This window comes from Pseudomonas sp. GXM4, assembly GCF_008923895.1.
Classification (GTDB): Bacteria; Pseudomonadota; Gammaproteobacteria; order Pseudomonadales; family Pseudomonadaceae; genus Aquipseudomonas; species Aquipseudomonas atacamensis.
Map to the genome: position 1 here is coordinate 1 of NZ_WBRZ01000037.1, position 22,659 is coordinate 22,659.

Annotated in this window: 25 protein-coding genes and 2 pseudogenes; 21 read left to right on the plus strand and 6 right to left on the minus strand. The window is 57.1% G+C overall.

Annotated features, from left to right (window positions below; all coding sequences use genetic code 11):
* Window positions 1-612: 612 nt before the first annotated feature.
* The 3 genes and pseudogenes from F8N49_RS28565 to F8N49_RS07965 form a co-directional block, all read left to right on the plus strand.
* Window positions 613-1,641, plus strand: a pseudogene (locus F8N49_RS28565) (methyl-accepting chemotaxis protein); the annotation flags it as partial.
* A 201-nt stretch (window positions 1,642-1,842) separates the two neighbouring features.
* Window positions 1,843-2,547 (plus strand): methyl-accepting chemotaxis protein, encoded by a 705-nt coding sequence (locus F8N49_RS28570; RefSeq protein WP_372241014.1) that lies wholly within the window; start codon window positions 1,843-1,845, stop codon window positions 2,545-2,547.
* Between the two features lie 141 nt (window positions 2,548-2,688).
* Entirely contained in the window at window positions 2,689-3,498 is an 810-nt protein-coding gene (locus F8N49_RS07965; protein WP_071173021.1) for an EAL domain-containing protein, read from the plus strand.
* A gap of 58 nt (window positions 3,499-3,556) precedes the next feature.
* Here the strand turns inward: F8N49_RS07965 and F8N49_RS07970 are convergent.
* The 4 genes and pseudogenes from F8N49_RS07970 to F8N49_RS07985 form a co-directional block, all read right to left on the minus strand.
* Window positions 3,557-3,712, minus strand: a pseudogene (locus tag F8N49_RS07970) (DUF6691 family protein); the annotation flags it as partial.
* Window positions 3,713-3,818: 106 nt separating this feature from the next.
* Complete coding sequence (locus tag F8N49_RS07975; protein WP_122752112.1) at window positions 3,819-4,604, minus strand: transporter substrate-binding domain-containing protein; 786 nt, start codon at window positions 4,602-4,604, stop codon at window positions 3,819-3,821.
* A gap of 131 nt (window positions 4,605-4,735) precedes the next feature.
* A complete protein-coding gene (locus tag F8N49_RS07980; protein ID WP_073471411.1) occupies window positions 4,736-5,701 on the minus strand; it encodes a phospholipase D family protein in 966 nt (321 codons plus the stop codon).
* Between the two features lie 48 nt (window positions 5,702-5,749).
* Window positions 5,750-6,220: a hypothetical protein gene (locus tag F8N49_RS07985; RefSeq protein ID WP_073471410.1), complete on the minus strand. Its 471-nt coding sequence runs from the start codon at window positions 6,218-6,220 to the stop codon at window positions 5,750-5,752.
* A gap of 164 nt (window positions 6,221-6,384) precedes the next feature.
* Between F8N49_RS07985 and F8N49_RS07990 the strand changes: the two genes are divergently transcribed.
* The 4 genes from F8N49_RS07990 to F8N49_RS08005 all read left to right on the plus strand — a co-directional run bounded on the left by F8N49_RS07990 (window position 6,385) and on the right by F8N49_RS08005 (window position 8,937).
* Window positions 6,385-7,053, plus strand: coding sequence for a ribonuclease T2 (locus F8N49_RS07990; RefSeq protein WP_130929014.1), 669 nt, complete (start codon window positions 6,385-6,387; stop codon window positions 7,051-7,053).
* Between the two features lie 102 nt (window positions 7,054-7,155).
* Window positions 7,156-7,683, plus strand: a complete 528-nt coding sequence (locus F8N49_RS07995; protein ID WP_256675414.1) for a PAAR domain-containing protein — start codon at window positions 7,156-7,158, stop codon at window positions 7,681-7,683.
* 4 nt (window positions 7,684-7,687) lie between these two features.
* Window positions 7,688-8,416, plus strand: a complete 729-nt coding sequence (locus F8N49_RS08000) for an alpha/beta hydrolase (RefSeq protein ID WP_073471407.1) — start codon at window positions 7,688-7,690, stop codon at window positions 8,414-8,416.
* The gene (locus tag F8N49_RS08005) at window positions 8,416-8,937 is read left to right on the plus strand and encodes a hypothetical protein (protein WP_071173012.1); all 522 of its coding nucleotides are present in this window, start codon (window positions 8,416-8,418) and stop codon (window positions 8,935-8,937) included. The genes F8N49_RS08000 and F8N49_RS08005 overlap by 1 nt, the downstream gene beginning before the upstream one ends.
* Before the next feature lie 15 nt (window positions 8,938-8,952).
* Here the strand turns inward: F8N49_RS08005 and F8N49_RS08010 are convergent, their stop codons facing one another.
* Window positions 8,953-9,810, minus strand: a complete 858-nt coding sequence (locus tag F8N49_RS08010; protein WP_071173011.1) for a LysR substrate-binding domain-containing protein — start codon at window positions 9,808-9,810, stop codon at window positions 8,953-8,955.
* Between the two features lie 109 nt (window positions 9,811-9,919).
* On the opposite strand from F8N49_RS08010, the gene F8N49_RS08015 reads away from it, so the two are divergent.
* The 3 genes from F8N49_RS08015 (at window position 9,920) to F8N49_RS08025 (ending at window position 13,155) form a co-directional block, all read left to right on the plus strand.
* Window positions 9,920-10,627: a haloacid dehalogenase type II gene (locus F8N49_RS08015; RefSeq protein WP_151551109.1), complete on the plus strand. Its 708-nt coding sequence runs from the start codon at window positions 9,920-9,922 to the stop codon at window positions 10,625-10,627.
* Window positions 10,628-10,638: 11 nt separating this feature from the next.
* A complete protein-coding gene (locus F8N49_RS08020) occupies window positions 10,639-11,412 on the plus strand; it encodes an aldolase (RefSeq protein WP_151551110.1) in 774 nt (257 codons plus the stop codon).
* Between the two features lie 174 nt (window positions 11,413-11,586).
* A complete protein-coding gene (locus F8N49_RS08025) occupies window positions 11,587-13,155 on the plus strand; it encodes a sensor domain-containing diguanylate cyclase (protein WP_151551111.1) in 1,569 nt (522 codons plus the stop codon).
* A gap of 159 nt (window positions 13,156-13,314) precedes the next feature.
* Here the strand turns inward: F8N49_RS08025 and F8N49_RS08030 are convergent, their stop codons facing one another.
* Window positions 13,315-13,650 (minus strand): hypothetical protein, encoded by a 336-nt coding sequence (locus tag F8N49_RS08030; protein ID WP_016775424.1) that lies wholly within the window; start codon window positions 13,648-13,650, stop codon window positions 13,315-13,317.
* Between the two features lie 189 nt (window positions 13,651-13,839).
* On the opposite strand from F8N49_RS08030, the gene F8N49_RS08035 reads away from it, so the two are divergent.
* From F8N49_RS08035 to F8N49_RS08090, 11 genes are all read left to right on the plus strand, one after another.
* Window positions 13,840-14,280, plus strand: a complete 441-nt coding sequence (locus F8N49_RS08035) for a carboxymuconolactone decarboxylase family protein (protein ID WP_024013585.1) — start codon at window positions 13,840-13,842, stop codon at window positions 14,278-14,280.
* Window positions 14,281-14,393: 113 nt separating this feature from the next.
* A complete protein-coding gene (locus F8N49_RS08040; protein WP_130930139.1) occupies window positions 14,394-14,579 on the plus strand; it encodes a hypothetical protein in 186 nt (61 codons plus the stop codon).
* Window positions 14,580-15,181: 602 nt separating this feature from the next.
* A complete protein-coding gene (locus tag F8N49_RS08050) occupies window positions 15,182-15,559 on the plus strand; it encodes a c-type cytochrome (RefSeq protein ID WP_073471400.1) in 378 nt (125 codons plus the stop codon).
* A gap of 82 nt (window positions 15,560-15,641) precedes the next feature.
* Entirely contained in the window at window positions 15,642-16,820 is a 1,179-nt protein-coding gene (locus F8N49_RS08055; protein WP_122746866.1) for a 4-hydroxybenzoate 3-monooxygenase, read from the plus strand.
* A gap of 45 nt (window positions 16,821-16,865) precedes the next feature.
* On the plus strand, window positions 16,866-17,579 hold the full coding sequence (locus tag F8N49_RS08060; RefSeq protein WP_122752105.1) for a glutamine amidotransferase: 714 nt from the start codon (window positions 16,866-16,868) through the stop codon (window positions 17,577-17,579).
* 87 nt (window positions 17,580-17,666) lie between these two features.
* A complete protein-coding gene (locus tag F8N49_RS08065; RefSeq protein WP_071173041.1) occupies window positions 17,667-18,269 on the plus strand; it encodes a LysE family translocator in 603 nt (200 codons plus the stop codon).
* A 30-nt stretch (window positions 18,270-18,299) separates the two neighbouring features.
* Window positions 18,300-19,112 carry a glutamate racemase gene (gene murI, locus F8N49_RS08070; RefSeq protein ID WP_073471399.1) on the plus strand — a complete coding sequence of 271 codons (813 nt, stop codon included), beginning with the start codon at window positions 18,300-18,302 and terminating at the stop codon, window positions 19,110-19,112.
* A 91-nt stretch (window positions 19,113-19,203) separates the two neighbouring features.
* A complete protein-coding gene (locus tag F8N49_RS08075; protein ID WP_110646935.1) occupies window positions 19,204-19,815 on the plus strand; it encodes a glutathione S-transferase family protein in 612 nt (203 codons plus the stop codon).
* Window positions 19,816-20,058: 243 nt separating this feature from the next.
* Window positions 20,059-21,495 carry an anthranilate synthase component I family protein gene (locus F8N49_RS08080; protein ID WP_256675413.1) on the plus strand — a complete coding sequence of 479 codons (1,437 nt, stop codon included), beginning with the start codon at window positions 20,059-20,061 and terminating at the stop codon, window positions 21,493-21,495.
* Window positions 21,476-22,081, plus strand: coding sequence for an aminodeoxychorismate/anthranilate synthase component II (locus tag F8N49_RS08085; RefSeq protein ID WP_071173003.1), 606 nt, complete (start codon window positions 21,476-21,478; stop codon window positions 22,079-22,081). Before F8N49_RS08080 ends, F8N49_RS08085 begins: the two co-directional genes overlap by 20 nt.
* An 85-nt stretch (window positions 22,082-22,166) precedes the next feature.
* Window positions 22,167-22,658 (plus strand): sigma-70 family RNA polymerase sigma factor, encoded by a 492-nt coding sequence (locus F8N49_RS08090; RefSeq protein WP_071173002.1) that lies wholly within the window; start codon window positions 22,167-22,169, stop codon window positions 22,656-22,658.
* Window position 22,659 lies beyond the last annotated feature (1 nt).

Here is a 22,659-nt window from a genome sequence, read left to right on the forward strand (position 1 = left end):
CGTCACCTTAAGGTGACGGCTTACGCTTGCAGATCTAGCCAAACTGCCCCGCCGACTCAACCGCAGATTTCGGCTTCCTCAACCGGGTCCGCTGGTAAGCAATCCAAACCATCACTGCATGGCCCTCAAGGCAATCTGCGTGTACCCATGCCCACCACACGCCACATACCATACACCGGACGCGTCGAGGCAGTGATTGCGTGGCCAGGCATTTGAATCCGCATTTTCAACCCCGTTTTACGCCAATAGCGATGTGCCACAAATCATGATGGCAATGCGTCATCACGCCACTCAAAAAGTTCAACGATTATACAAAAATATAAAGTTGTACAAGTTTTCGCAAAATTAATAGCATCCCTCCAGACACCTTTGCTGAAACGATAAATCCAGCGTGCAAATGCTCTGTTGCGACGTGCTGGGTTTGTCTGCCGGTGCTCGTGTCGGGTCTCTTTTCGACGCTTCAACAGCATCGGCATTTGCATTTCCGGGACAGCTGGAGCGTCCCGTATTACGCCTTGGATGACGACCCCCCGAATGTCTGGACGGTGACTGTGGTTACCGGAGATCAATTTTTGTGCCTGGCGTTTCACGTCAGGACGTTTGAGGCTGAATATGGCAGTAGCATCGAATTTCCTCGGTGACATCAAAGTTTCCCGCAAGCTGGGAACCGGCTTCGGCATTCTTCTGCTGGCCGTTTTGGCGGTTGCCTTCATTGGCTATAACAGCAACAGCGTGCTGGTTGATCGCTTGAGTACGACGCGTCTGATCGGCACGTTGAATGACGCTACGCAAAATATGCGTCTGTCCGAGAAACAGTACGAAGCCGCCGCTGACGCAGCGTTCGCCGAGTCCTATAACGCGCAGTTGAATGTCTTGCAGGGCCTTGTGGGCAAGGCGCTGGACACCTTGACCCGCGCTGAAAACCAGCAAGCCCTGAAGGCGTTGCAAACCACGATTGTTGCCTACGACCAGAAGGTCAAACGGCTGATCGCTGCCGACCAGTCGGCCACGGATGCGTTGAAACCGCTGACGGCGCTGTCGGACAAGTACGCGCAAACTTTTGCCGGCATGCTTGAAGGCACCACGACCAGTGCACTGGCGTCTGCCGATGGTGAACGCGTTCGGGAGCTGCGTACGGTGGCCGACTTGCGCAATGGCATGACCACGTTTCGCCTGATGTTGCGTCGTTACATTGCGGTGCCCAACGACGTGAACAAAAAACTGCTGATGGAAACCATCGATAGCTTCTTGAGTGATATCAGCAAGGCGCGCACCAGCCTGCCGACGGCGCTGTCGAGCCAACTGGAAGAAGCCCACGCCGGCATGCGGCGTTATCGCGAAGTACTGGTGGAAGTGGCCGGACTGTTTGAGCAGAAGCAGAACATGCGCGAGCAGGTCGACCAGGAAAGCAAGGCGATGGACAAGATCATGAGTGGCCTGATGGACACCCAGCAGCGCCTTGCACATGAGGATCAGCATTCGGCTTTTATTCAGATGGCGGTATTGACTGCGTTGGCGCTGGTGATCGGGCTGTTGGCTTCGGTGGTCATCTCGCGCCAGATCACTGCGCCGCTAGCGCTGACGGTTGATCTGGCACGGCGGATTGCCAAAGGCGACCTGACGGTCCAGGCCAGGTCTGCGCGCAAAGATGAGTTGGGCGATCTGCAAAATGCGATGCAGGAGATGGCGCAGAACCTGAACACGCTGGTGCAAGGTATCGGCAATGGTGTCACGCAGATTTCCACCTCTGCGGAAAAGCTCTCGGCCATGAGCGAGCAGACCAGCGCAGGTGTACGTCAGCAAAAAAGTGAAGTGGATCAAGTTGCCACGGCGATGCACGAAATGGCTTCGACGGTGCAGGAAGTTGCGCGTAACACCACCGATGCCTCCGCTGCCGCGACCCTCGCCGATCAGCAGGCGCGCCATGGCAGCACGGTGGTCAAGCAGGCGACGGTGCAGATCAGCGAACTTGCCATAGCCATTGAAGAGTTGGGCGGTGCGATGAATGTGCTGACTCAGGACAGCGAGCAGATCGGCAAAGTCATCGATGTGATCAAAGCCGTCGCCGAGCAGACCAATCTGCTCGCGTTGAACGCCGCTATCGAAGCCGCGCGGGCGGGTGAGCAGGGTCGTGGTTTTGCTGTGGTGGCAGACGAAGTGCGCTCGCTGGCGCAGCGCACGCAGGACTCGACCAAGGAAATCGAAGCGCTGATCGTCACCCTGCAACAAGGCACGCAAGCGGCCGCGGCGCTGATGACCTCAAGCCGCGAACGCACCCTCGATACGGTGGTACTGGCGCAGAAGGCCGAATTGGCGATTACCGAGATCAATCAGTCCATCGGTACGATCCAAGAGATGAGTCTGCAGATCTCGGCCGCCGCCGAGCAGCAAAGTGCCGTGGCCGACGAAATCAACCGCAGCATTGTCAGTGTGCGTGATGTGGCTGACCAGTCGGCTGTCGCCAGCGAAGAAAGCGCGGCGGCGACGATTGAGTTGGCGTCACTGGGGCAGGACCTGCAGCGAATGACCGCGCATTTCCGCACCTGATCTTTTCAACTTGGCGCACGCGGTGCCTTCAACTATTCAGGCGCCGCGGGGCTGAAGTTATTGCCTTGTTTGCAGATAACTAAGGCCAGCAGCTGTTTTATTTATCGCCATGGAAGGTTGCACGCCGTCATCAGGTGGTTCATGACCGACTTTCCAAAATCATTCGCGTCTCCCGGAGGCTGCCAGGGCTGTAGGAACAAAGGCGTGCCAGAGATGGATTTCGCCTTCGCTTTCCAGCCCATTGTGGACCTGCGCGATCAAACGACGTTTGCCCATGAAGCGTTGGTTCGCGGCGTGAACGGCGAAGGCGCCTTGTCTGTCCTGGAACAGGTGGACGATCAGAACCGTTATCGATTCGATCAACTGTGTCGAGTGCGGGCGATTTCCACCGCGGCTGACTTGGGCATGACGCAGTACCTGTCGATCAACTTTCTGCCGAATGCCGTTTACCGGCCGGAGATGTGTATTCGCAGCACGCTGGAAGCGGCGCGCACGTACGGCTTTCCGCTGGAGCGGCTGATCTTCGAAGCCGTGGAAGGCGAGCACGTTGAAAGCAACAAACACTTGATGAATATCTTGCGTGAGTATCGTGAGTTTGGTTTCAAGACGGCCATCGACGACTTTGGCGCAGGCTATTCCGGCCTTAACTTGTTGGCGGATTTTCAACCGGACCTGATCAAGCTGGATATGGCGCTGATCCGCAATATTCACCGTGACCGCGTACGCCAGACGATCGTGCGCAACGTGGTGAACATGTGCAGAGAGCTGGGCGTGGAAGTGATCGCTGAGGGCATAGAAAATGCCGAGGAAAGAGACTTTCTCGCCGATTGCGGCATTTACCTGATGCAAGGCTACTGGTTCGCCAGGCCCTCGTTCAAATCGTTGGCGCAGATCTCGACGAGTGCGTGGCTGGGGAGATCATCCAATCCGCGCTCTTATGCAAAACATTGACCCCCACCGACACTGGCCGCCGTCGGTGCCATGCGCCTGAATGCCGGTTGTTCTGCGGTCACGGGTTGCGTCGGGTTTCCAGCAGCGTAAATAACCCCATGCCTGCGAGCATCGCCAATACGAAAACCATTGCCTGCCAGTGGCCGGTCAACAGGATGGTCACTGCCGGGCCAGGGCAGATGCCGGCTATCCCCCAACCGACGCCGAACAGCAGGCCGGCCAGGAATGCATTCAGTTTGAGCATGTTCAGATTCCCGACACCGCGTGCATTGAGCGAACCGTTCCCTCAACGCGCGCGGTGGCCGGCGGGGGGCAGTGGCTTACTGCGGCACCGCAATCCACTCACCCAACGTCTGCTGATACTTGCCAGTGACCTTGCTCAAATGCAGCCACTGATCGACATACAGTTTCCAGCTGATGTCGTCGCGTGGCAGCAGGTAAGCCTTCTCCCCGTACTGCATGTACTTATGCGGATTCACAGCGCACAACCCCGGTTTGAGTTTCTGCTGATACAGCGCTTCCGAGGCGTCGGTGATCATCACGTCGGCTTTGTTGTCGAGCAGTTGCTGGAAGATCGTCACGTTGTCGTGCAGGGCCAGTTGCGCTCTGGGCAGGAAGGCGTGAACGAAAGCTTCGTTGGTGCCGCCGGCAGGTTCCACCAGGCGCACGTTGGGCTGGTTGATCTGGTCGATGGTCTGGTATTTGGACTGGTCGGCGCAGCGCACCAGCGGGATCTTGCCGTCGGTGTCGAGGGTGTTGCTGAAGTAGGCTTTTTTCTGCCGTTCCAGTGTGACCGAGATGCCGCCCATGCCGATGTCGCATTTGCCGGCCTGCATGTCGGGCATCAGGGTTTTCCAGGTGGTCTGCACCCATTGCACCTTGACGCCGAGGCTGTCGGCCAGGGAGCGGGCCATGCTGATGTCGATGCCTTCGAAGTCGCCGTCGCTGCGCTTGAAGGTGTAGGGCTTGTAATCGCCGGTGGTGCAGACGCGCAACTGGCCTTGTTGCTGAATGCTGTCGAGGTGGGACGTGGCGGGGTCGGCGTGAGCGCCAGTCGCCAGGGTCAGCAGGCCGCCGAGGATCATCGTGCTTTTTAGTGTTGTCATTGAGATCGGGCTTCTGAAAGGGAAGGTGGCCCAGTTTAGTGAAAGCCTTCCACAGGTGTCATCCCGGGTCCGGACTCAATGTGCCGAGCCACGCCACCAGCGCCAGCGTTCAGTTGAGGGGAGGCAGGGATTTATAGTTCTGACAGATTTAACGCGGCAAACATCCTTAGACGCATACACATTCCCCCCTCGGAATCCCAGTCGGAAGTACTCGCCTTGGCTTTGCGCAACAGCGGTAGCCATTCGCGCAGTGCTCCCAAGTTGTTTTTGTAGCCTGGAATATGACTGGCGTCCACGTACTGCATGAACTCGGATTGCCCTGCAGCCGAGTAAAAGACGGGCTCATCGGCACCGTCCTCTTCTGCAAAACAGAACCGCTTCCCATCGTGATAGAAACTGATGAAGTGCGCATTCGGCGGGATATCGTTCCAGCTCTCCCAGCCAAATGCCGGAGCCCCCTGTTCCTTCGACTTTTGCACCAAAGCCTTTTTGCCTTTGGCGGACATATCGTGAATGTCGACAGTGACAAACCAACGTTCCGACTCGAAAGCTTCAGGGTTTTTCATGGCCGCCGCGATGAGCGAGTCTGGCTGAGTGTCTTGCACCAGGCGGAATTCTTGTCGAGCGTTCCAGGCCGCTTCGACTTGTTTGAAGTAATCACTGTCGACATCGATTGGCCACGCCTCAGACCAACGTTCAGCGAACCAGCGCTTGGCGTCTTGTAAGGCCACGATATCGTCAGTGAGGATGCCAAGTTCAATCCAGTGACTGGCTGCCTGGCCTTCAATGCCCAAGCCATTTGCTGACGCGTTGGCGCTCCCTACGATCAGCTCATTGTCGCCGATGTAGGTTTTGGCATGGAGTCGGGGAAGGCTGCGAACCTTCGTTGGATGAAGTTCGAGCAATTCTCTCACCACTGCGGGGTTGGTCGCCCCTGCGGACAGGTCAAGCAGAATCCGGACGTCGCTCTGGCGTTGATCAAGACCCAGTTCTGAAATGGCACCTTTGCCCCAAAAGGCTACGGCAATATCCATTGAACCTTTGACTTCACGTACCCATTGAGCGAGTTGTTGCTGGTTTTGAATCAAACGTGTCATTCGTGTAACTCTGAGCGGGTTGATAAAATTCTGCCGGGCCGGTCGATCCTAGAGGCCAAGCCCTTCCTGAACCACCTGCAACAGGTTGTTCTCGGTCAGCGCGATGGCATCCAATTCCTGCCCGGTTTCAACCGTCTGCAACCACCAGTGACTTTCGTGGTGTTCATCGACAGTGCGCAGCAGATAGGTATTCCTGTCTTCCAGAGTAATCTGCACGCGCCCGGCGCCATCCTCGGTAAACCGTGCAATCGGATCGAAAATCAGACTGTGATTGTTCGCTTCGATCACCAACTGATCGATGGCGTAGTCGTGGCTTTCGCCGTCCGGCGAACTTTCGCAAACGTGCGTAGGATTGCGCCGAATCTTCAGTCCTACTTCGGTGACTGGCTGTAGCCAGGCTTCGATGCGGTGGTACAAGTCGTACACCTGAGCAGGCCAGCAATCGATTTCCAGCGCCGCATCAGCCTGGGTATGCCGTGTCTGCTTGAGTCTGGCGGCGAGTTCGTCTGCTTTACTCATGTCGGTTCCCTTGTTGGATGTCTGCCTGTTCAGCGTAGACCTTTGCACGGCGCAGGGCCTTGCCTTGCGTCATGCGCTTGCAATACAAGCGTGTCGAAATCAGCACTGGCCAAGCCTGGCCAACAACGAAAACCACGGACGCAGGCGTCCCAAGGAACGGGTCAATGAAAAAGCTGTTTACAATTCTGGCGCTGATCGCGCTGACGGCCGGTAGCATCGGCATGAGTTCGGCGCGTCAGCCGGCGTCGAACAAAGCGCAGGCCGAATCGGTGGCGGGGGTGTTCGACTACTACCTGCTGGCGCTGTCCTGGTCGCCGACTTTTTGTCTGTCGCACAAGGACGACGCGCAGTGCACCGGCAAGGGTTATGGTTTTGTCCTGCACGGTTTGTGGCCGCAATACGCCAAGGGCGGCTGGCCAGAATCCTGTCCGCCGCTGACCAGGCTATCGGCGGCAGAAACCAGCAAGGGCCTGACGATGTACCCGACGAAAAAACTCCTCGATCACGAATGGTCCAAGCACGGCACCTGCAGCGGTCTCGGCGCGGAGGGCTATCTGGACAAGTCCGATCAGGCCCTCGGCGCTGTGAAGATTCCGCAGGCGTTACAGCCGTTCGGCTCGACGTCGTATTACTTCGAAGCGCAGGAAATTGTCGATCTGTTTCGCAAGGCCAATCCGGGTATTCCCGAGGACGGAATTGCGGTGGTTTGCAGCGGCCCGCAGCTGTCGGAAGTGCGGGTGTGCATGGACAGGGATTTGCAGTTCGGCGCGTGTGGCAAAGGGGTGAAGACGCAGTGCCGGGCGGGGGATATTCGGGTACCGCCGGTACGGTGAGCATCAGTAACAGCCTATGAAAAGAGGCGCTTGCATGAGCGCCTTTTTTGCCTGACGATTTGTAGCGCTTGGCAAATTCGCGCATGCTGCGCGCCTCAAAGGATCTGCACGACACATTGCAATGAGCTGTTCATGAGCGGAAAACCCGCTGCCCGCGTCACCGACCCCACCGCTTGCCCGTTGCCGGGACACGGCACCAACCCGATCGTCAGCGGCTCGCCAAATGTCAATTTTGATGGACTGGCGGCTGCGCGCATGACCGACAAGTCCGCTTGCGGCAGTGCGATCAGCGGCGCTGTATCTGGCACCGTGTTCATCAATGGCTTGAACGCGGCGACGCTGGACAGCACCGGTGGCCACGGCAATGTCGTCATCGGCGGTTCAGGCACGGTGATCATTGGCGACACCGTAGTCGCGGCGCCTTTCAGTGGTCTGCTGCCGATGCCGGTGCACTTCACCGACAAGTTGAAACTGGTCAACGATGTAACTGGCGAACCGATGCCCAACCATCCCTACATGATCCAGCGCGCCGACGGGCGCATGGAGCATGGCGTGTCTGATGCCGACGGGTTTACTCACGAAGTCAGTTCGCACCTGCCTGAAACCATCAAGCTGTTTCTGGAGGAGTGAGGCAATGGCTGCGGAGACGGTAACGTGCGCGAAGGGCAACACTTACAAGCTGCACAAGGAGCATACGCTGACCGACAAGAAGGATGTCAGCGCCAAGCCTGTGCCGGTGGAAAGTACCAAGGTGATCGTGCTTTTTATTGGTGGGGCCGGGGATAAGGAGAGTTATTACTTCTCTGGGCCGTATCGAAATATACAACGGGCGTGGCTGGACTTTAATAAGCGTGCTGAGTCGTTACAAGATGAGGGGAAATACAAGTCGGAGTGGCTGGGCTACAACGAGGTCAGAGGCAAGTCAGATATTCAGCGACATGTTTTGAGTCTGATACCGTACAAAAGCTGCCCTATCTACATTATTGGACATAGTCTTGGGGGGTGGAATGGGGCGCACCTTACGAGAATAATGTCGGAGTGGGGGTACAGAGTGCCTATGCTGATTACTTTGGACCCTGTCGGTGAAGGCGCATTGGTGTGGGTAGGCTCGGATATCTATCGTGAGCGTCCCGAGCCCATTGCGGAGGATTGGATAAACGTCAGAGCGATGCCTACTCAAAGAGATCCTTCAGATGGTGTAGCGGATTTTGGCGAAAAATGGCTCATATCTTGCGGTCCTTCCCTTAATGCTAACGTAGATACCAATCATGCAGACGCTAAAGGTCTATTTGTCGCACCTATCTCTGGAGCTAAATCCGCAAGCGATTTGTTGTTCGAATCAGTCATGAGGGAGTTTTCGTGATGTGCAGATTTTTGCTTTGCGCATTGTTAGCCGTTTGTTCCGGCTGTGCGAAAGACCATGCGAAGCCTCCAGCAAATTTGAATTATGTGTCGGTCGAAAGAGAAAGTTTTCGGTTGTACGCTATCCGATATCAATCGGACGTTGATGTTCTGGATCTTTTTAATCGTGGAGAGGGAGTCGGTATGGCGTCAGGGACGCTTGAGTGTGCCTTGGCGGATGACCATGATTTCTCGGTTGATAAAGCAATGCAATTTTCTGCCGTAGGTTTGATTGATTCAGACGTGAGCAAGAGAGAGAAAGAGAAATCTTCCTATCTCACCAGCGCGTTTCTGGTTGAAACCTCCAGCGACCGTAGTTCACAACGTCACCTGTCAACAACGGAGCTAAATAACCTCCTATACAATAAAACCCAAATCCCCTGCAAAGTCGTCATCACCGCCTTTGGCTACAAAACCTACTACTCAAACACCATGAACATCCCCACCGCCGACCTGCTCCGCGAAATCAACAAACCCGAATAAACAACCCCGGGGGACTCACGCAAATCCCCCCGCATCCACCCCCAATTCCCCACGCAAAAACTCCACCAGCCCCCGCTGCAACCCGCTCAACACTCCCTCACGACTAACCAGCGCCAGTTCCGTCGGCGCCAACTCCGGCAAATCCGTGCACACCTCATGCTCTGGCAATAGCGCCGAAACCGGCAGCACCGAAACCCCCAACCCGGACGCCACCGCCGCTTGTATCCCGGTCAGGCTGTGGCTGCCGAACGCCACTCGCCACGGTCGCTGCGCCACATCGAGCAGGCGAATAGCCCGCTGTCGGTACAGGCAGCCCTGCGGAAACAGAGCCAGCGGCAGCACACCGCTGGAGGTGTCGAATTCGGTGCCTTTGACCCATACCAGTCGTTCCGGCCAGGTAGCCCATGCCGGGCCGCTGTCGGGTTCGCGTTTGATCAGGGCAATGTCGATGTCGCCGGCGTCGAGGCGTTGGCGCAGGTCGAGGCTCATGCCGCTGATGGTTTCCAGGCGCGCTTGCGGATGGTTGCGGGTGAAGCCGGCGAGGATCAGTGCCATGCGCCGGGCGTCGAAGTCTTCCGGCATGCCGATGCGCAGCACTTCCAGGTCGACGTCACTGGCCAGCGCTTGCGTGGCTTCGGCGGACAGCGCCAGTAACCGGCGCGCATAGTGGATCAGCAGTTCGCCGTGTTCGGTGACCGCGACGTTCACTCCGGTGCGGTCGCGCAGGAGTAGCGGGTGGCCGACCAGATCCTCGAGTTTGCGCACCTGCTGGCTGACTGTCGATTGCGTGCGGTGCACACGCTCGGCTGCGCGGGTGAAGCTGCCTTCGTCGACCACGCAGACAAAGGTTTTCAGCAATTCCAGATCCAGCATGGCGGTGTTCCTGATAGTTGATTTGCGAATGACGATGACGAATTTATTTAATTTCACACTATCACCGCACGCTCATAAGCTGAAGTCCTCACTCTGGAGGAATCGACCGATGACCTTGAACAACACGCCACGCCCGCAATGGCTGACCTTCGATTGCTACAGCACGCTGATTCAGTGGGATGAAGGACTGAAAGCCGTGGTCGAGAAACTGCTCAGCGACAAGGGCGAGCACGCCGTCGACGCCGCTAAGTTGATCGAAGTCTACGACTGTCACGAGCATCGTCTGGAACAAACACCGCCGCACCGTTCCTTTCGCGAACTGAGCACCCTCGGCCTGCAACTGGCGCTGACAGAGTTGGGCTTGCCGAGCCAGCCCGAGGACAGTCAACGCCTGGCGACAGCCATCCCCAACATGCCGCCATTTGCCGAAGTGGTCGACACCCTCGCGCAGCTCAAAGTCATGGGCTTCAAGCTGTGCATCGTCTCCAACACCGACGACGACATTATTGCCGGCAACGTCGCGCAACTCGGCGGCCATATCGACCGGGTGATCACCGCGCAACAGGCCGGTGCCTACAAACCGGCGCCGCGCCTGTTCGACTACGCTCATGAGCAATTGGGCGTGACCCGGGATGAAGTGGTGCACATCTGCGCCAGCCCCATGCTCGATCACACGGCGGCGCGGGACATGGGTTTTCGTTGCGTGTGGATCGATCGCGGCACGGGTCGTCAGTTATTGCCGGACTATCGCCCCGACGCGATCCTGTCCAGCCTCGATCAAGTGCTGCCGCTGTTCAAATCCCTCGGCTGGACCTAAGGAGAATTGCCATGGCGCATATCTTGAGCGGCACTGGCAAAGCCAGACCAAGCGCAACGCTGCATCTGGACACCGAGGCGATCATCACCGCCCGCAACGAACTCGCCGCGTGCTTTCAACTGGCAGCCCTGCATGGGCTGGAGGAGGGCATCTGCAATCATTTTTCGGCGATGCTGCCGGGGCATGATGATCTGTTTCTGGTCAATCCATACGGCTACGCTTTTTCGGAAGTGACCGCGCAGAATCTGCTGGTCTGTGACTTCGCCGGCAATGTGGTCGCTGGCGATGGCGAGCCCGAAGCAACCGCGTTCTATATCCACGCGCGCCTGCACCAACAACTGCCACGGGTAAAAGTCGCGTTCCATACGCACATGCCCCACGCCACCGCGTTGTGCCTGTTGCAAGGCCCGCCGCTGCTGTGGCTGGGGCAGACTGCGCTGAAGTTTTACGGACGGACGGCGGTGGACGAGGATTACAACGGTCTCGCGCTGGACGCATCCGAAGGCGACCGCATTGCCAGCGTCATGGGCGATGCCGACATTCTCTTTCTGAAAAACCACGGTGTGATTGTCGCCGCGCCGACCATTGCCGAAGCCTGGGACGATCTGTATTACCTGGAACGCGCTGCGCAGGTGCAGCTGCTGGCGATGGCAACCCAACGTGAATTGAAACCGGTGCCTCATGCGATTGCGCAGCGCGCCTATGAACAGATGCGTGAAGGCGATGCGCAAAGTGCCCGCACACACCTGACCAGCGCGATGCGACGCCTGGCCCTGCACAACTGATTAACCGTAAAGAAGCAATCGTAAATAAATCGACGAAAAGCGATCATCCAAACTCGCGACGCGCCGATAACTGGGCGGGAGGCGGGCGTTTGCCCGGTACATTCCGGTGGGCTACGCTCACACATACAAGGGTTTCGGGCTCGCGCCCCTGTCGTACCTGCCCAGGACATGCTTTTGCCAATCCCCATTCACGATCCGCATCAGGCCCCCGGCACGCTCAAACGGTTGCCGCTTCGCAAAGCGGCGGTGCTGTTTATCGTTGCGGTGAGCCTGTGCCTGTGCGGTCTGCTGTACCTGCAATTGGAGCAGTCGCGGCGTCAGGATCTGGCGGTGGCGAAAATGGCTTCGGGCAACCTGACCCGGGCCATGGCGCAGCAGGCCGAGGACACCGTGCGGGCGGCGGATCTGGTGATGACCAGCCTGGTCGACTGGATTCAGGACGATGGTTACGGGGCGGCGCAGCGCCCTCGGTTGCAGCGGATCTTTGCCCGCCGCGCGCACCAACTGGATCAGCTGCATGGCATCTTTCTCTTCGATCGCGAAGGGCAGTGGATCATCACCTCGTTCGCCGATCTGCCTCGTGGCAACGGCGTGGCCGATCGCGACTATTTCAAGTTCCATCAGCAGAATGCTTCGACCGTTGCGCACATCGGCCCGGCGATTCGCAGCCGCGAAAACGGCGAGTGGATCATTCCGATTTCCAGACGCGTCAACGACCAGCTCGGCAACTTTCAGGGCGTGCTGATGGCGGGCATCCGCATGTCCTACTTCGATCAGTTCTTCAAAAGCTTCAGCCTCGATGACAGCGGCATCATGTTTCTGGCGCTGACCGACGGCACCTTGCTGGCGCGACGGCCCTTTGATGAGTCGTTGATCAATACCTCGGTGGCCCACGGCGAGATCTATCAAACCCTGCTGCCGAACGCTAACGCTGGCACCGCGATGCTCAACTCCGTGGTCGACGGCGTGACCCGCTTGTATGGCTATCGACAGCTCGCCTCGTATCCGCTGGTGGTCTCTGCTGCGACGTCGCAAGACACGATTCTGCAGGGCTGGTATGACCGCGCCTTTCAGTCCAGCGTGATTGTCGCGCTGGTGATTCTCGGGGTTGGCCTGTTCGGCTGGGTGTTCATTCATCAAGTGCGCGATGGCGAACGTATCGAGAAAAACCTGCGCAAGGCGCAACTGGCGCTGGAGCAGATCGCCACCCACGACAGCCTGACCGGGTTGGCCAATCGGCGCTTGTTCGAGCGCTCGCTGGACATTGAATTTGCCCGGGGCGCGCGCCAGGTCAGCCCGGTCAGCCTGATCATGCTCGATATCGATTTCTTCAAGCGTTACAACGATGCTTACGGCCATGTCGCCGGCGATCAATGCCTGGCGCAGGTGGCGCAAGTGGTGAAGGCCTGCTGCCAACGCAAGTCGGATCTGGCGGTGCGTTACGGCGGCGAAGAATTTGCCGTGCTGCTACCGGACACCGACATCAACGGTGCGCTGGCGATTGCCGGGCAGATTCGCCGCAGCGTGATCGACAAGCACATCATCCACAGTGGGTCGCCGACCGGTTATCTCACGGTGAGTCTGGGCTGTTATTCATTTATTCCGCATGGCAACGACAGCCCGCAAGTGTTTATCCAGCGCGCGGACGCGGCGTTGTATCAGGCGAAAAACGCCGGACGCAATCGCGCGGCGGTGTATGCGCCGGAAGAAGGTTTTGCCGAACTGATGCGGTCGGATCGCTGATTCTTTCAATCAACAGAAATCAGAAGTGGGAGCGAGCCTGCTCGCGAATCGGTGTGTCAGCTTGCATCAAGGTTGGCTGACAGACCGCTTCCGCGCGCAGGCTCGCTCCCACATTGGGTCCTGATGTAAGCAGGACTATCTGGGATGGCTCTTGTTCGTTCAGCCGCCCGTGCCACCGCCCGCGCCACCCGTGCCGCCGCCGGCCGAACCGGTGCCACCGCCCGCGCCGGAACCCGAGCCACTGGCGCCGCCATTGGTACCCGTACCGGTGCCCATGCCCGAGCCAGTACCAGTGCCGGTGCCGTTATTGGTTCCGCCAGAACCGCTGCCACCCGATGGCGAGCCCGGGGTGTTGTCTGGCGGCATGGTCGAGCTGCTGGCGCCGCCGGACTTGGTGCCCGTCGCATCGGTGCTGTCATTGGCCGCGAAGCTGGCGGCGGACGCCGTGGCGAGCAGGCCGGCCAACAATAACGAAGTGAATTTGCGCGTCATCATGGTACGTCTCCTGATAAAGGGGATTACCTGATATTGGTCTTGCGCACTGAAACCTTGGTGCCCGTCGAGTGACGAGCGGTCAGTCGCCGCGCCAAGTGGCCTACCGTTCTTCTGCAATATTGGCTATTTGCCGAACCACCCCTGGGGACTAACGTAGCCACACATTCAATCGCTACCCCGGAGCCCACCATGCAATCTCGTGCCGATTTCTACACCGCTTCCCCCGATGCCATGAAAGCGATGATGGCGCTGGAAAATGCCGTCTCGAAACTGTCGCTGGAAAAGAGCCTGCTCGAACTGGTCAAGCTGCGCTCTTCACAGATCAACGGCTGCGCATTCTGCATCGACATGCACACCGCCGACGCGATCAAGGACGGCGAAACCCCACGCCGCCTGTTCGCCGTAACGGCATGGCGGGAAGCGCCGTTCTTCAGCGAGCGTGAGCGTGCCGCGCTGCTGTGGACCGAGTCGCTGACACAACTGAGCCTGACCCACGCGCCGGACGAAGACTATGAAGTCGTCGCTGCGCAATTTTCGCCGAAGGAACTGGTTGACCTGACAGTGGCGATCAACACCATCAACGGCTGGAATCGCTTGGCTGTGGGCTTCCGCAAACTGCCGCAGGCCTAAGCTGCCCACAATCCCCTGAAGGAGCTGCGGAAGGCTGCGATAATTTGATCTTGTCTTTTAAAGGCAAAGTCAAAAGCTCGCAGCCTGCGGCAGCTCCCGCAGGCGGGGCATCAATGCCCGTGCGCTCGGCGCTCTTGCGCATCAAGGGCGCCATCGCTGTGGCGATGATGAAGCAGACCGTGATCATCACCGGCCAGCATGGCGCCGGTGCCCTGGAACCGGTCAGTCATCACGGCTGCGCTTTGGCGATCGCTTGGGTACGGCAGGCGCGTTGCTGGGCTCGATGTATGCCTGGTTGATAGGCACGGGTCTGATGCACGCCGGCCGGTTTCAGGGTTTGGGAGAAACACTGATGGTCTGTAGCGCTTGGGCGTTGGCGCTGACCATTCAGACCACGGAACTCTGATTGCTTCAGGATATTTTCAGTGTTGTCAATTTGATTATCAGGTGTTGACATATTCTGAAACAAGTGTGAGATTAGTCGCCGTGAGTAAGGATGTACTCATCGCTATAGATCAGACTATGAACGGCTCAAGGGATTGGCATGTTTCATCTCATCGCATTACTTATCTGTTCGCCTCCGCATGCCTTTACCGTCAAGGCAGTCAATCGTTGCTCTGTTTTTCTTCTGCGCTGTAGCAATAGTTATTCTTCAACCCTCGGCGCGGGAAAATTTCTTACCGACCGGTAATTCCGGAAAATAACCAGATCCTGGAACTCGTTCGTTTCTTTTTAGAAGCGCGCGATACGTTTTGGTAACCGGAATAAAAGAAGCGACCAACAAGTTATCGTGGGCCGCCTGCATGTCGGATGAAGTCTTTCGTCTGGTTTTTGACAAGCCTTGATTACGCTGGAACAAGGTCGTTCATATCCACCGGTACAAATAGGCAGCATCAAAAATATGAGTAAGAAAATCACTGTGTTGCTGAGTTTGGTATTGGCTGCGCAAACATCCGTGTCAGTCGCGGATAACGCTAACGGGAAAAAACTGTATCTGCAGCGATGCGCAGTTTGCCACGGAGCAGACATCAGAGGGACAGGTCCCTTGGCGAACAAAAGCAATCCGGCAACTCCTGATCTTACTCTGCCAGGTTTCAGAAAAAGACTTGATGAATATCCGGGGGTTATCGTTTCGTCGGTGATACTTCGGCCCAGCGGGAATTTGATCCCAAAAACATTGCGAGAAAACGGCGTAAAGATACCGCCACATGCGTGGAGTATTAACGACCTTCGTGATTTGCATCAGTACATGAGCAGTGTGATTTTCAGGAAGAACTGATTTCGACATGGATGGCGAAGGCAGCGTCCCGGCCATTTGAATTGTGTTTGCTTTAAGCCTTATTACTCAGAGGGACAACCCCATGCGGACAAAGGTTGCAATCGTTGGAGCAGGGCCGGCTGGATTAATGTTGGGGCAACTGCTTTCGCAGATGAACATCAGCAATATCATTGTTGAAAGCCGATCCAGGGAATACGTCGAGGGACGCAGTCGTGCGGGCCAGATTACACCCGCGACTGTCCGCATCCTGACACAAAGTGGTGTGGGTGAAAGAGTTCATGCTGAAGGGATGAAACATTCCACCCTGCAGTTCCATTACGACGGATCTACCCGTGAACTGGATTTCGAGGCACTCACCGGGCAAACCGTAATGATTTACGGGCAACAGGAAATCATCAAGGATCTCGTCGCAGCGCGGTTGCGGACAGAGTATCCGCTGCTGTTTGGCGCTGCCGATGTCCAAGTGCATGGCACTGATGGTAACTCGCCTTTGGTGACGTTCCGACATGACGGCAGGCAACAGAGTGTTGAATGTGATTTTGTTGTCGGCTGCGACGGCTTTCATGGCATTTGCCGGCCGCAAATCGCCGACGCACTCACTTGTTATTCTCACGCTTACCCGTTTGCATGGCTGGCGGTACTCGCCGAAATGACGCCAATTGCCAAGGATGTCATCTTTTCCAGCCACGAAACCGGGCTGGCATTGTTCACCATGCGCTCGGCGAAGGTTTCAAGAATTTATCTGCAATGTTCTCCGGACGAAGATCCCAATGAGTGGTCTGCCGCGCGCATCTGGGATCTCTTGCAATCGCGGATTGAAGGGCGGCCGGAGAAAGTTGACGGCGGGGCCATTATTGAAAAAAGTATTGTGCAACTGAGAAGTTTCGTTGCCGAAAAAATGCAAAAGGGCAGGCTGTTCCTCGCGGGTGATGCTGCGCACATCGTGCCGCCTACTGCTGCCAAGGGGCTTAACCTGGCTGTCTCCGATGCCAATATTCTGGCTCGTGGCTTCGAGCATTTTTATGCCAGCGACAAGGACGATCTGTTGCTGTCGTATTCCGGCATTGCGTTGAAACAGGTGTGGCGGGATGTGCAATTTTCCCATTCGATGGCGATGTTGCTGCATCGTTATGACGACAATGCTCAATTCCACAGACGACTTCAAATAGCTGAACTTGATCGCATTCTCGGCACTGGCCCGGCGGCGCAGAATTTCGCCGAACTGTGGGTGGGCAGTCCTCCCTTCACCGCGTCGATTTAAATCAGGCCTAGATCAAGTTGATCAGTGAACACATGGAGTTGTGCAATGAGTCAAACACGCAAGGTCTTGATTATTTTGCATCAGGGACACTCGACGCCCGGCCGCGTAGGCGTCCTCCTGAATCAAATGGGATTTGAGCTGGATGTCCGCCGACCACGATTCGGTGATCCGCTTCCGCAGTGCATGGCAGAGCACGCGGGCGTGGCCGTTTACGGCGGCCCGATGAGCGCTAATGATAACGACGCTTATATTCGCGACGAGATCGACTGGTTGGCCAAGCCGTTGAAGGAAGGCAAGCCGTTGCTGGGTCTTTGTCTGGGCGGGCAAATGCTGACTCGGCACTTGGGATCGCGCGTCTACCGACTGGATAGTGGGATAACCGAGGCCGGTTATTATCCGATAACACCGCTGGCTGCTGCTCACGAGATAACGGCTGACGCCTGCGCTCCTTTTCCAGACCATGTCTATCAATGGCACAGCGAAGGCTTCGATCTGCCGCCAGGCGCTACGCAGCTAGCCGAAGGTTCGACCTTTCCGGTTCAAGCCTATCGATATGCAACTAACGCCTACGCTCTGCAGTTTCACCCGGAAGTGACTTACGAGACGATCGACCGTTGGGCAATGCTCGGTGGCGAACGACTCAAAGCGCCGGGTACCCGGCCTGCAGCCGAACATACTGCCGGTTGGCATCAATATGATTGCGCGGTGGCGACCTGGATCAAAGCGTTTCTTCCCAAATGGATCGGATCGCCTGCTTGAGAACTGAAAGTCCGAGTATCAAAACCTGACTGAATAACTTCAATAAATATTGTCTTGAATTCGCGACTTATGCGGGGATTGCGCGGTATGGATTTTCAACTTTGGATATTGTTTTGCGTAGTATTTCTATCGGCCGCGATACTTCCCGGGCCGAATGTTGCCTTTTCCATGGCACAAGCCCTGGATCACGGTTTCAAGGAATCGTTTCCAGCTGCCATTGGTTTCGGCCTGGCCAGTGGCGGGCACGCCGTTATTGTTTTGTCCGGTCTGGGGATATTGGTAAGAGATAACCCCGGTATTTTGTTCTGGCTGAAATGGGTGGGCGTTGTTTACCTGCTCTACCTCGCTTTTAAAACGCTGCGTTCGCATACCCAGGTTGCAGTTGCCACTTCGCGCAAGCGAACCCCTCTGCAAATGTTTACCGGAGCGATGATCGTTTCGTTTACAAATCCCAAGGGGATATTGACCAACATTATCTTGTTTCCAACGTTCATCGATAACGCCTTGCCGTATATTCCGCAGTGCATTGCATTGGTGTCGACGGCAATATTCATCTCTACCACAGTATATGCACTGTATATGCTCATGGCGGGGCATGCGGCGAAGATTCTTCGCACAAAACGCCAAATGAGTGTCGTAACAGGGGTTTTATATATCGGCGTCGCTGCGGCCATTGCGACAACTATCTGAAACTTACGGGTATTCAAGGAGGGATTCGGATTGATTGGCGTATTTGATTTCGGCAGCGGTGGTTTAACGGTAATGCGCGCGTTTGAGTCGGTCCTGCCCGATGAGCAGTTCGTCTATTTGGGTGATCATGGAAACGCACCTTATGGCAATGATGCAGTCGACGATATCCATGATCTTACCCAGGCCGCCATTACTCGCCTTTTCAAGTATGGCTGCTCATTAGTTGTCATCGCCTGTAACACGGCGGTTGCCACCAGTCTGCAAAGATTGCAGCAGACGTGGCTTGCTGAGGTTCATCCCGGTCGCAGGGTGATCGGCGTTGTTGCACCTGTCGCCGACAGGATCGCGAACTCTGCTTGTGATTATCCAGTGCAAAGCGTCGCGGTCTTCGCGACTCAGCACACGGTTCAGTCAAATATCTTTGCGTTGCAAATCAATAATCGGCGTGCCGATATAAAGGTGTACCAACAAGCCTGTCAGGGCCTGGCGTTGCTCATTGAACAAGGTGTGCCCGAGGACATGCTGCGCACTGAGATTCGTAAACATGTCAATGCGCTCCTGAGTGCTGCTCCACAGGTGCCAGATGTTTGCATATTGGGCTGTACGCATTATCCGATTATTGAACACCTCTGGCGCCGCGAGCTGCCGGATTCCATGCGGCTGATTTCCCAGTCCGACGCCGCCGCTGAAAGTCTGGTGGAGTACCTGAAAAGTAATCCTCATCTCTCAAGTGCAAGAGCAGGCGGCAACAGGTTCTTGACGACTGGCGATAGTGCAACGGTTTCACAACGAGCCTCGTTGTTCTACGGGGCGAGGGTGGCGTTTGCACCAATTGATGCATAGCCGATTACAACAAGTTTTGCCCTTTGTTCACCAGTGTCACACGGAGTGGAAGGGGCGATGAAACGGATAGTCAATATTTCAGGAGAAAGCGATGAAACTGGTTGGCATGATGGGATCACCCTATGTTCGGCGCGTGGCCGTTTCTATGCGGCTGATGGGGCTGGAACATGAACATCGGCAGATCTCGGTGTTTCGCGATACGGATGAATTTCGAACCATCAATTCGGTGGTCAAGGCGCCGACGCTGATTTGCGAAAACGGCGAAATGATCATGGACTCATCGATGATCCTTGATTATCTGGAGGCGCAGGTCGCACCCAACCGCAGTTTGATGCCGAAGGATTCGGCGGAGCATCAAAAGGTGCTGTCGCTCATCGGGCTCGGCCTCGCGGTATGCGAAAAAGCGGTCCAGCTCGAGTATGAATACAACAAACCGGTCGCGTTTCACTATGAGCCTTGGCAAACGCGCGTCACCGAGCAATTGCATGCCGCGTTGGCGCTTCTGGAAAAGGCTGCAGCCAGCGCCAATCCTTGGCTTGCAACGGCGCAGTTGTCTCAGGCCGATGTAACCGTGGCCGCCGCCTGGCGCTTCACCCAGTTCAGGGTCTCCCACCTGGTCGAGGTCCAGAACTACACAGCGCTTGCCGCTTACGCTGACCGGGTGGAGCAACTGCCCGAGTTTGTTGCTACGCCGCTGAAATAAGCGCTGTGCCTGCCCCGGTATCGGGGCAGGCCGCAACCGTCCGATTCGCATCACCGCACCCTACAAGATCCCTCTCAATCGCAATGGCAAATCTGATCGCAGGGCTTTGACGCTGTTGGCCGATCCGTTACTGCGTGATCAACCGGAGACACAAGGATGTTGAGCCTAGAAGATTTTTTTGCCTACGGCGAGGCGGGGTATACCCATGTGCCGCTTTGGCAAACCCTGTCATTGCCGCCAGAGGTGGAAGCCGTTGCGCTGTACCAGGCTCTAGCCAACTGTGGGCAAGACTATCTGTTCGAAACCGGCCACTGGCACGAGGGTGTGTTCGCGCCGGCGTACTCGGTGATTGGCCTGCCTTGCAGTCAGCGCGTCGAACTCGATGAGGGTGTCTTGCGCCTGTACCGTGACGGACAGATTTCGGTGACGATTGACTGTATTGATCCGTTGGCAGAACTGGGCAAGTTGCAGAAGGGCTTTCGTATACCGCAATGCCCGGGCCTGCCATGTTTCAGCGGTGGGTTCTTTGGCTATTTCGGTTTCGAAACGACTCGGCTCATCGAGTCGCGTCTGCGTCGAGTGCCGCGCAAGCCCTCTGGGTTTCAGCTGCCTGATGTATTGCAATTGATCAGCATGGATCTCGTCGTGCTGGATCACCGCGAGCATCTGGCTTATTGCATCGTGCATGAACCCCCGAAGGCGCTGGGCGATTACCAGTGTGGGCAGGATCGGCTCAACCGACTGATCGCAAATGTGCGCCCGTTACTCGTACCGCGCGCACCTGGCGGGCATGTGGTCGAGGTGACAACGCCGGTCGTCGAATCGGCCTTCCCGAAGTCAGCGTTCATTGAGGCCGTAGCAAGGATCAAGGACTACATCGCTGCGGGCGATGTGATGCAGGTGGTTTTATCCCAACGCATGAGCCTGCCTTTCGACGAGGACGCCGTCGCGCTGTACCGATCCCTGTCCGATCTGGGCCACACGCCTTATCGCTACTTGTTGAACCTGGGCGACTGCCAGGTGGTTGGCGCCTCTCCGGAAATGTTGTTTCGTCAGGAGCAACAAACGGTGGCCACCCGGCCAATGGCTGGTACACGCCGGCGGGGCAGTGGGGCAGTCGAAGACCACCGACTCAGGGATGAACTGCTCGCTGATCCGAAGGAAATTGCCGAGCATATGATGCTCGTTGACCTGTCGCGCAATGACCTCGGCCGATTGGCTCGCGTCGGCAGTGTGCAGGTGACGCAGTTGCTGAACGTGGAATATTTCTCCCATGTCATGCACATCGTCTCAACCGTGACCGGGCATGTGCCGGACCACGTGACCGGGCTGGACCTGCTCAAAAGCATTTTCCCCGCAGGCACGCTGAGCGGGGCCTCGAAGGTGCGGGCGCTGGAGATCATTGCCGAACTGGAACCGCATTCTCGCGGGGTGTATGGCGGCGCGATCGGTTATCTCGACTGGAGCGGCCGTGCCGACCTGGCGATCGCCATTCGAACCGCACTGCTGCAAGACGCCCGTCTCTACGTTCAGGCCGGCGCCGGCGTGGTGCAGGATTCGGTAGCCGATCGTGAGTGGCAGGAAACGCTGGAGAAAAGCCAGTTGCTGCGGGTCGCCGCCGGCCGCTGTCAATCGATCGCCCAACGCCAGGAATTGCCATATGCACTTAATGATCGATAACTACGACTCCTTCACCTACAACATCGTGCAGTACCTGGGCATGCTCGGGGCTGAGGTTGAAGTGCGTCGTAATGACGAAATGACCTTGGCTGACATCGAAGCGCTGGCGCCAGAGTCTTTGATTGTCTCGCCTGGGCCGTGCTCTCCAACAGAAGCGGGCATTTCCCTTGCGGCCATCCATCATTTCGCAGGCCGTTTGCCGATATTGGGCATCTGTCTGGGGCATCAATGCGTTACCGCTGCTTTCGGCGGCGAGGTGCGCAGGGCGAGGCAGGTGCTGCACGGCAAGGTTTCCCGTATCAGTCACGACAGTCGTGACCTGTTCGACGGCTTGCCTGACGGCTTGCAAGTCGCGCGGTACCACTCTCTGGTGGCGGGTGTCTTGCCCGGCGAATTGGTGGCTACTGCGCACGTGCTGGATGACGACGGCATGCCGGGTGAGATCATGGCGCTTCGGCACCGAGACCTGCCGATCTATGGCGTGCAGTTTCACCCAGAGTCATTGATGACGCCGCAAGGTCTGGCGATGTTGGCAAACTACCTGAAACTGGTTGAGCGAACCCGGCTGACCAGGTACGCGCCCTGAGCGCTCTGTTCGAGGAATCGATTGCCTCGCCTTAATAGGAAGCATTACTATTCGCGCCTCTTTCCTCAGCGCGTCGCCAACCCTCATGCGTCCCCGCAGACCCGGCTTTTTCGAGCATTACGAAGAGTTGATCGGCACCTGGACTCGGCGCCTGCGCAATCGCGCGCAGGCCGAGGATCTGGCGCACGACACCTTTGTGCGGGTGCTCGAGGCAGATTCGGCGGCGGTGCAGCAGCCCCGCGCGTATCTGCATCAGACCGCGCGCAATATCGCCGTTGACGGTTATCGGCGGGAGGACCGGCGGGGCGTCATGGAGTCGGAGGCGGTCGAGGACACTGCGTCGTCGGCGGGCGATCCGGAGCATTACATGCACGCGATCCAGTTGGCCGATTCCATCGAACGCGCGCTCACCGAGCTGCCGCTCAACTGCCGCAAGATCTTTGTCTGGCAGAAGATCGAAGGCCTGACGCAGGCAGAAATCGCCGAACGCCTGGGGCTGTCCAAGAACATGGTCGAAAAGTATATGATCCGCACCCTGCGGCATCTGCGTGAGCGGCTGGATGGCTTGCAGTCATGAG

Excerpts from the sequence above, each read along its gene's own strand:
- F8N49_RS28570 (WP_372241014.1), top strand. The coding sequence starts at position 1,843 with ATGGCTTCGACGGTGCAGGAAGTTGCGCGTAACACCACCGATGCCTCC.
- F8N49_RS07965 (WP_071173021.1), top strand. The coding sequence starts at position 2,689 with ATGACCGACTTTCCAAAATCATTCGCGTCTCCCGGAGGCTGCCAGGGC.
- F8N49_RS07975 (WP_122752112.1), bottom strand. The coding sequence starts at position 4,604 with ATGACAACACTAAAAAGCACGATGATCCTCGGCGGCCTGCTGACCCTG.
- F8N49_RS07980 (WP_073471411.1), bottom strand. The coding sequence starts at position 5,701 with ATGACACGTTTGATTCAAAACCAGCAACAACTCGCTCAATGGGTACGT.
- F8N49_RS07985 (WP_073471410.1), bottom strand. The coding sequence starts at position 6,220 with ATGAGTAAAGCAGACGAACTCGCCGCCAGACTCAAGCAGACACGGCAT.
- F8N49_RS07990 (WP_130929014.1), top strand. The coding sequence starts at position 6,385 with ATGAAAAAGCTGTTTACAATTCTGGCGCTGATCGCGCTGACGGCCGGT.
- F8N49_RS08000 (WP_073471407.1), top strand. The coding sequence starts at position 7,688 with ATGGCTGCGGAGACGGTAACGTGCGCGAAGGGCAACACTTACAAGCTG.
- F8N49_RS08005 (WP_071173012.1), top strand. The coding sequence starts at position 8,416 with ATGTGCAGATTTTTGCTTTGCGCATTGTTAGCCGTTTGTTCCGGCTGT.
- F8N49_RS08010 (WP_071173011.1), bottom strand. The coding sequence starts at position 9,810 with ATGCTGGATCTGGAATTGCTGAAAACCTTTGTCTGCGTGGTCGACGAA.
- F8N49_RS08015 (WP_151551109.1), top strand. The coding sequence starts at position 9,920 with ATGACCTTGAACAACACGCCACGCCCGCAATGGCTGACCTTCGATTGC.
- F8N49_RS08020 (WP_151551110.1), top strand. The coding sequence starts at position 10,639 with ATGGCGCATATCTTGAGCGGCACTGGCAAAGCCAGACCAAGCGCAACG.
- F8N49_RS08030 (WP_016775424.1), bottom strand. The coding sequence starts at position 13,650 with ATGATGACGCGCAAATTCACTTCGTTATTGTTGGCCGGCCTGCTCGCC.
- F8N49_RS08035 (WP_024013585.1), top strand. The coding sequence starts at position 13,840 with ATGCAATCTCGTGCCGATTTCTACACCGCTTCCCCCGATGCCATGAAA.
- F8N49_RS08040 (WP_130930139.1), top strand. The coding sequence starts at position 14,394 with ATGCCCGTGCGCTCGGCGCTCTTGCGCATCAAGGGCGCCATCGCTGTG.
- F8N49_RS08050 (WP_073471400.1), top strand. The coding sequence starts at position 15,182 with ATGAGTAAGAAAATCACTGTGTTGCTGAGTTTGGTATTGGCTGCGCAA.
- F8N49_RS08055 (WP_122746866.1), top strand. The coding sequence starts at position 15,642 with ATGCGGACAAAGGTTGCAATCGTTGGAGCAGGGCCGGCTGGATTAATG.
- F8N49_RS08060 (WP_122752105.1), top strand. The coding sequence starts at position 16,866 with ATGAGTCAAACACGCAAGGTCTTGATTATTTTGCATCAGGGACACTCG.
- F8N49_RS08065 (WP_071173041.1), top strand. The coding sequence starts at position 17,667 with ATGGATTTTCAACTTTGGATATTGTTTTGCGTAGTATTTCTATCGGCC.
- F8N49_RS08075 (WP_110646935.1), top strand. The coding sequence starts at position 19,204 with ATGAAACTGGTTGGCATGATGGGATCACCCTATGTTCGGCGCGTGGCC.
- F8N49_RS08085 (WP_071173003.1), top strand. The coding sequence starts at position 21,476 with ATGCACTTAATGATCGATAACTACGACTCCTTCACCTACAACATCGTG.
- F8N49_RS08090 (WP_071173002.1), top strand. The coding sequence starts at position 22,167 with ATGCGTCCCCGCAGACCCGGCTTTTTCGAGCATTACGAAGAGTTGATC.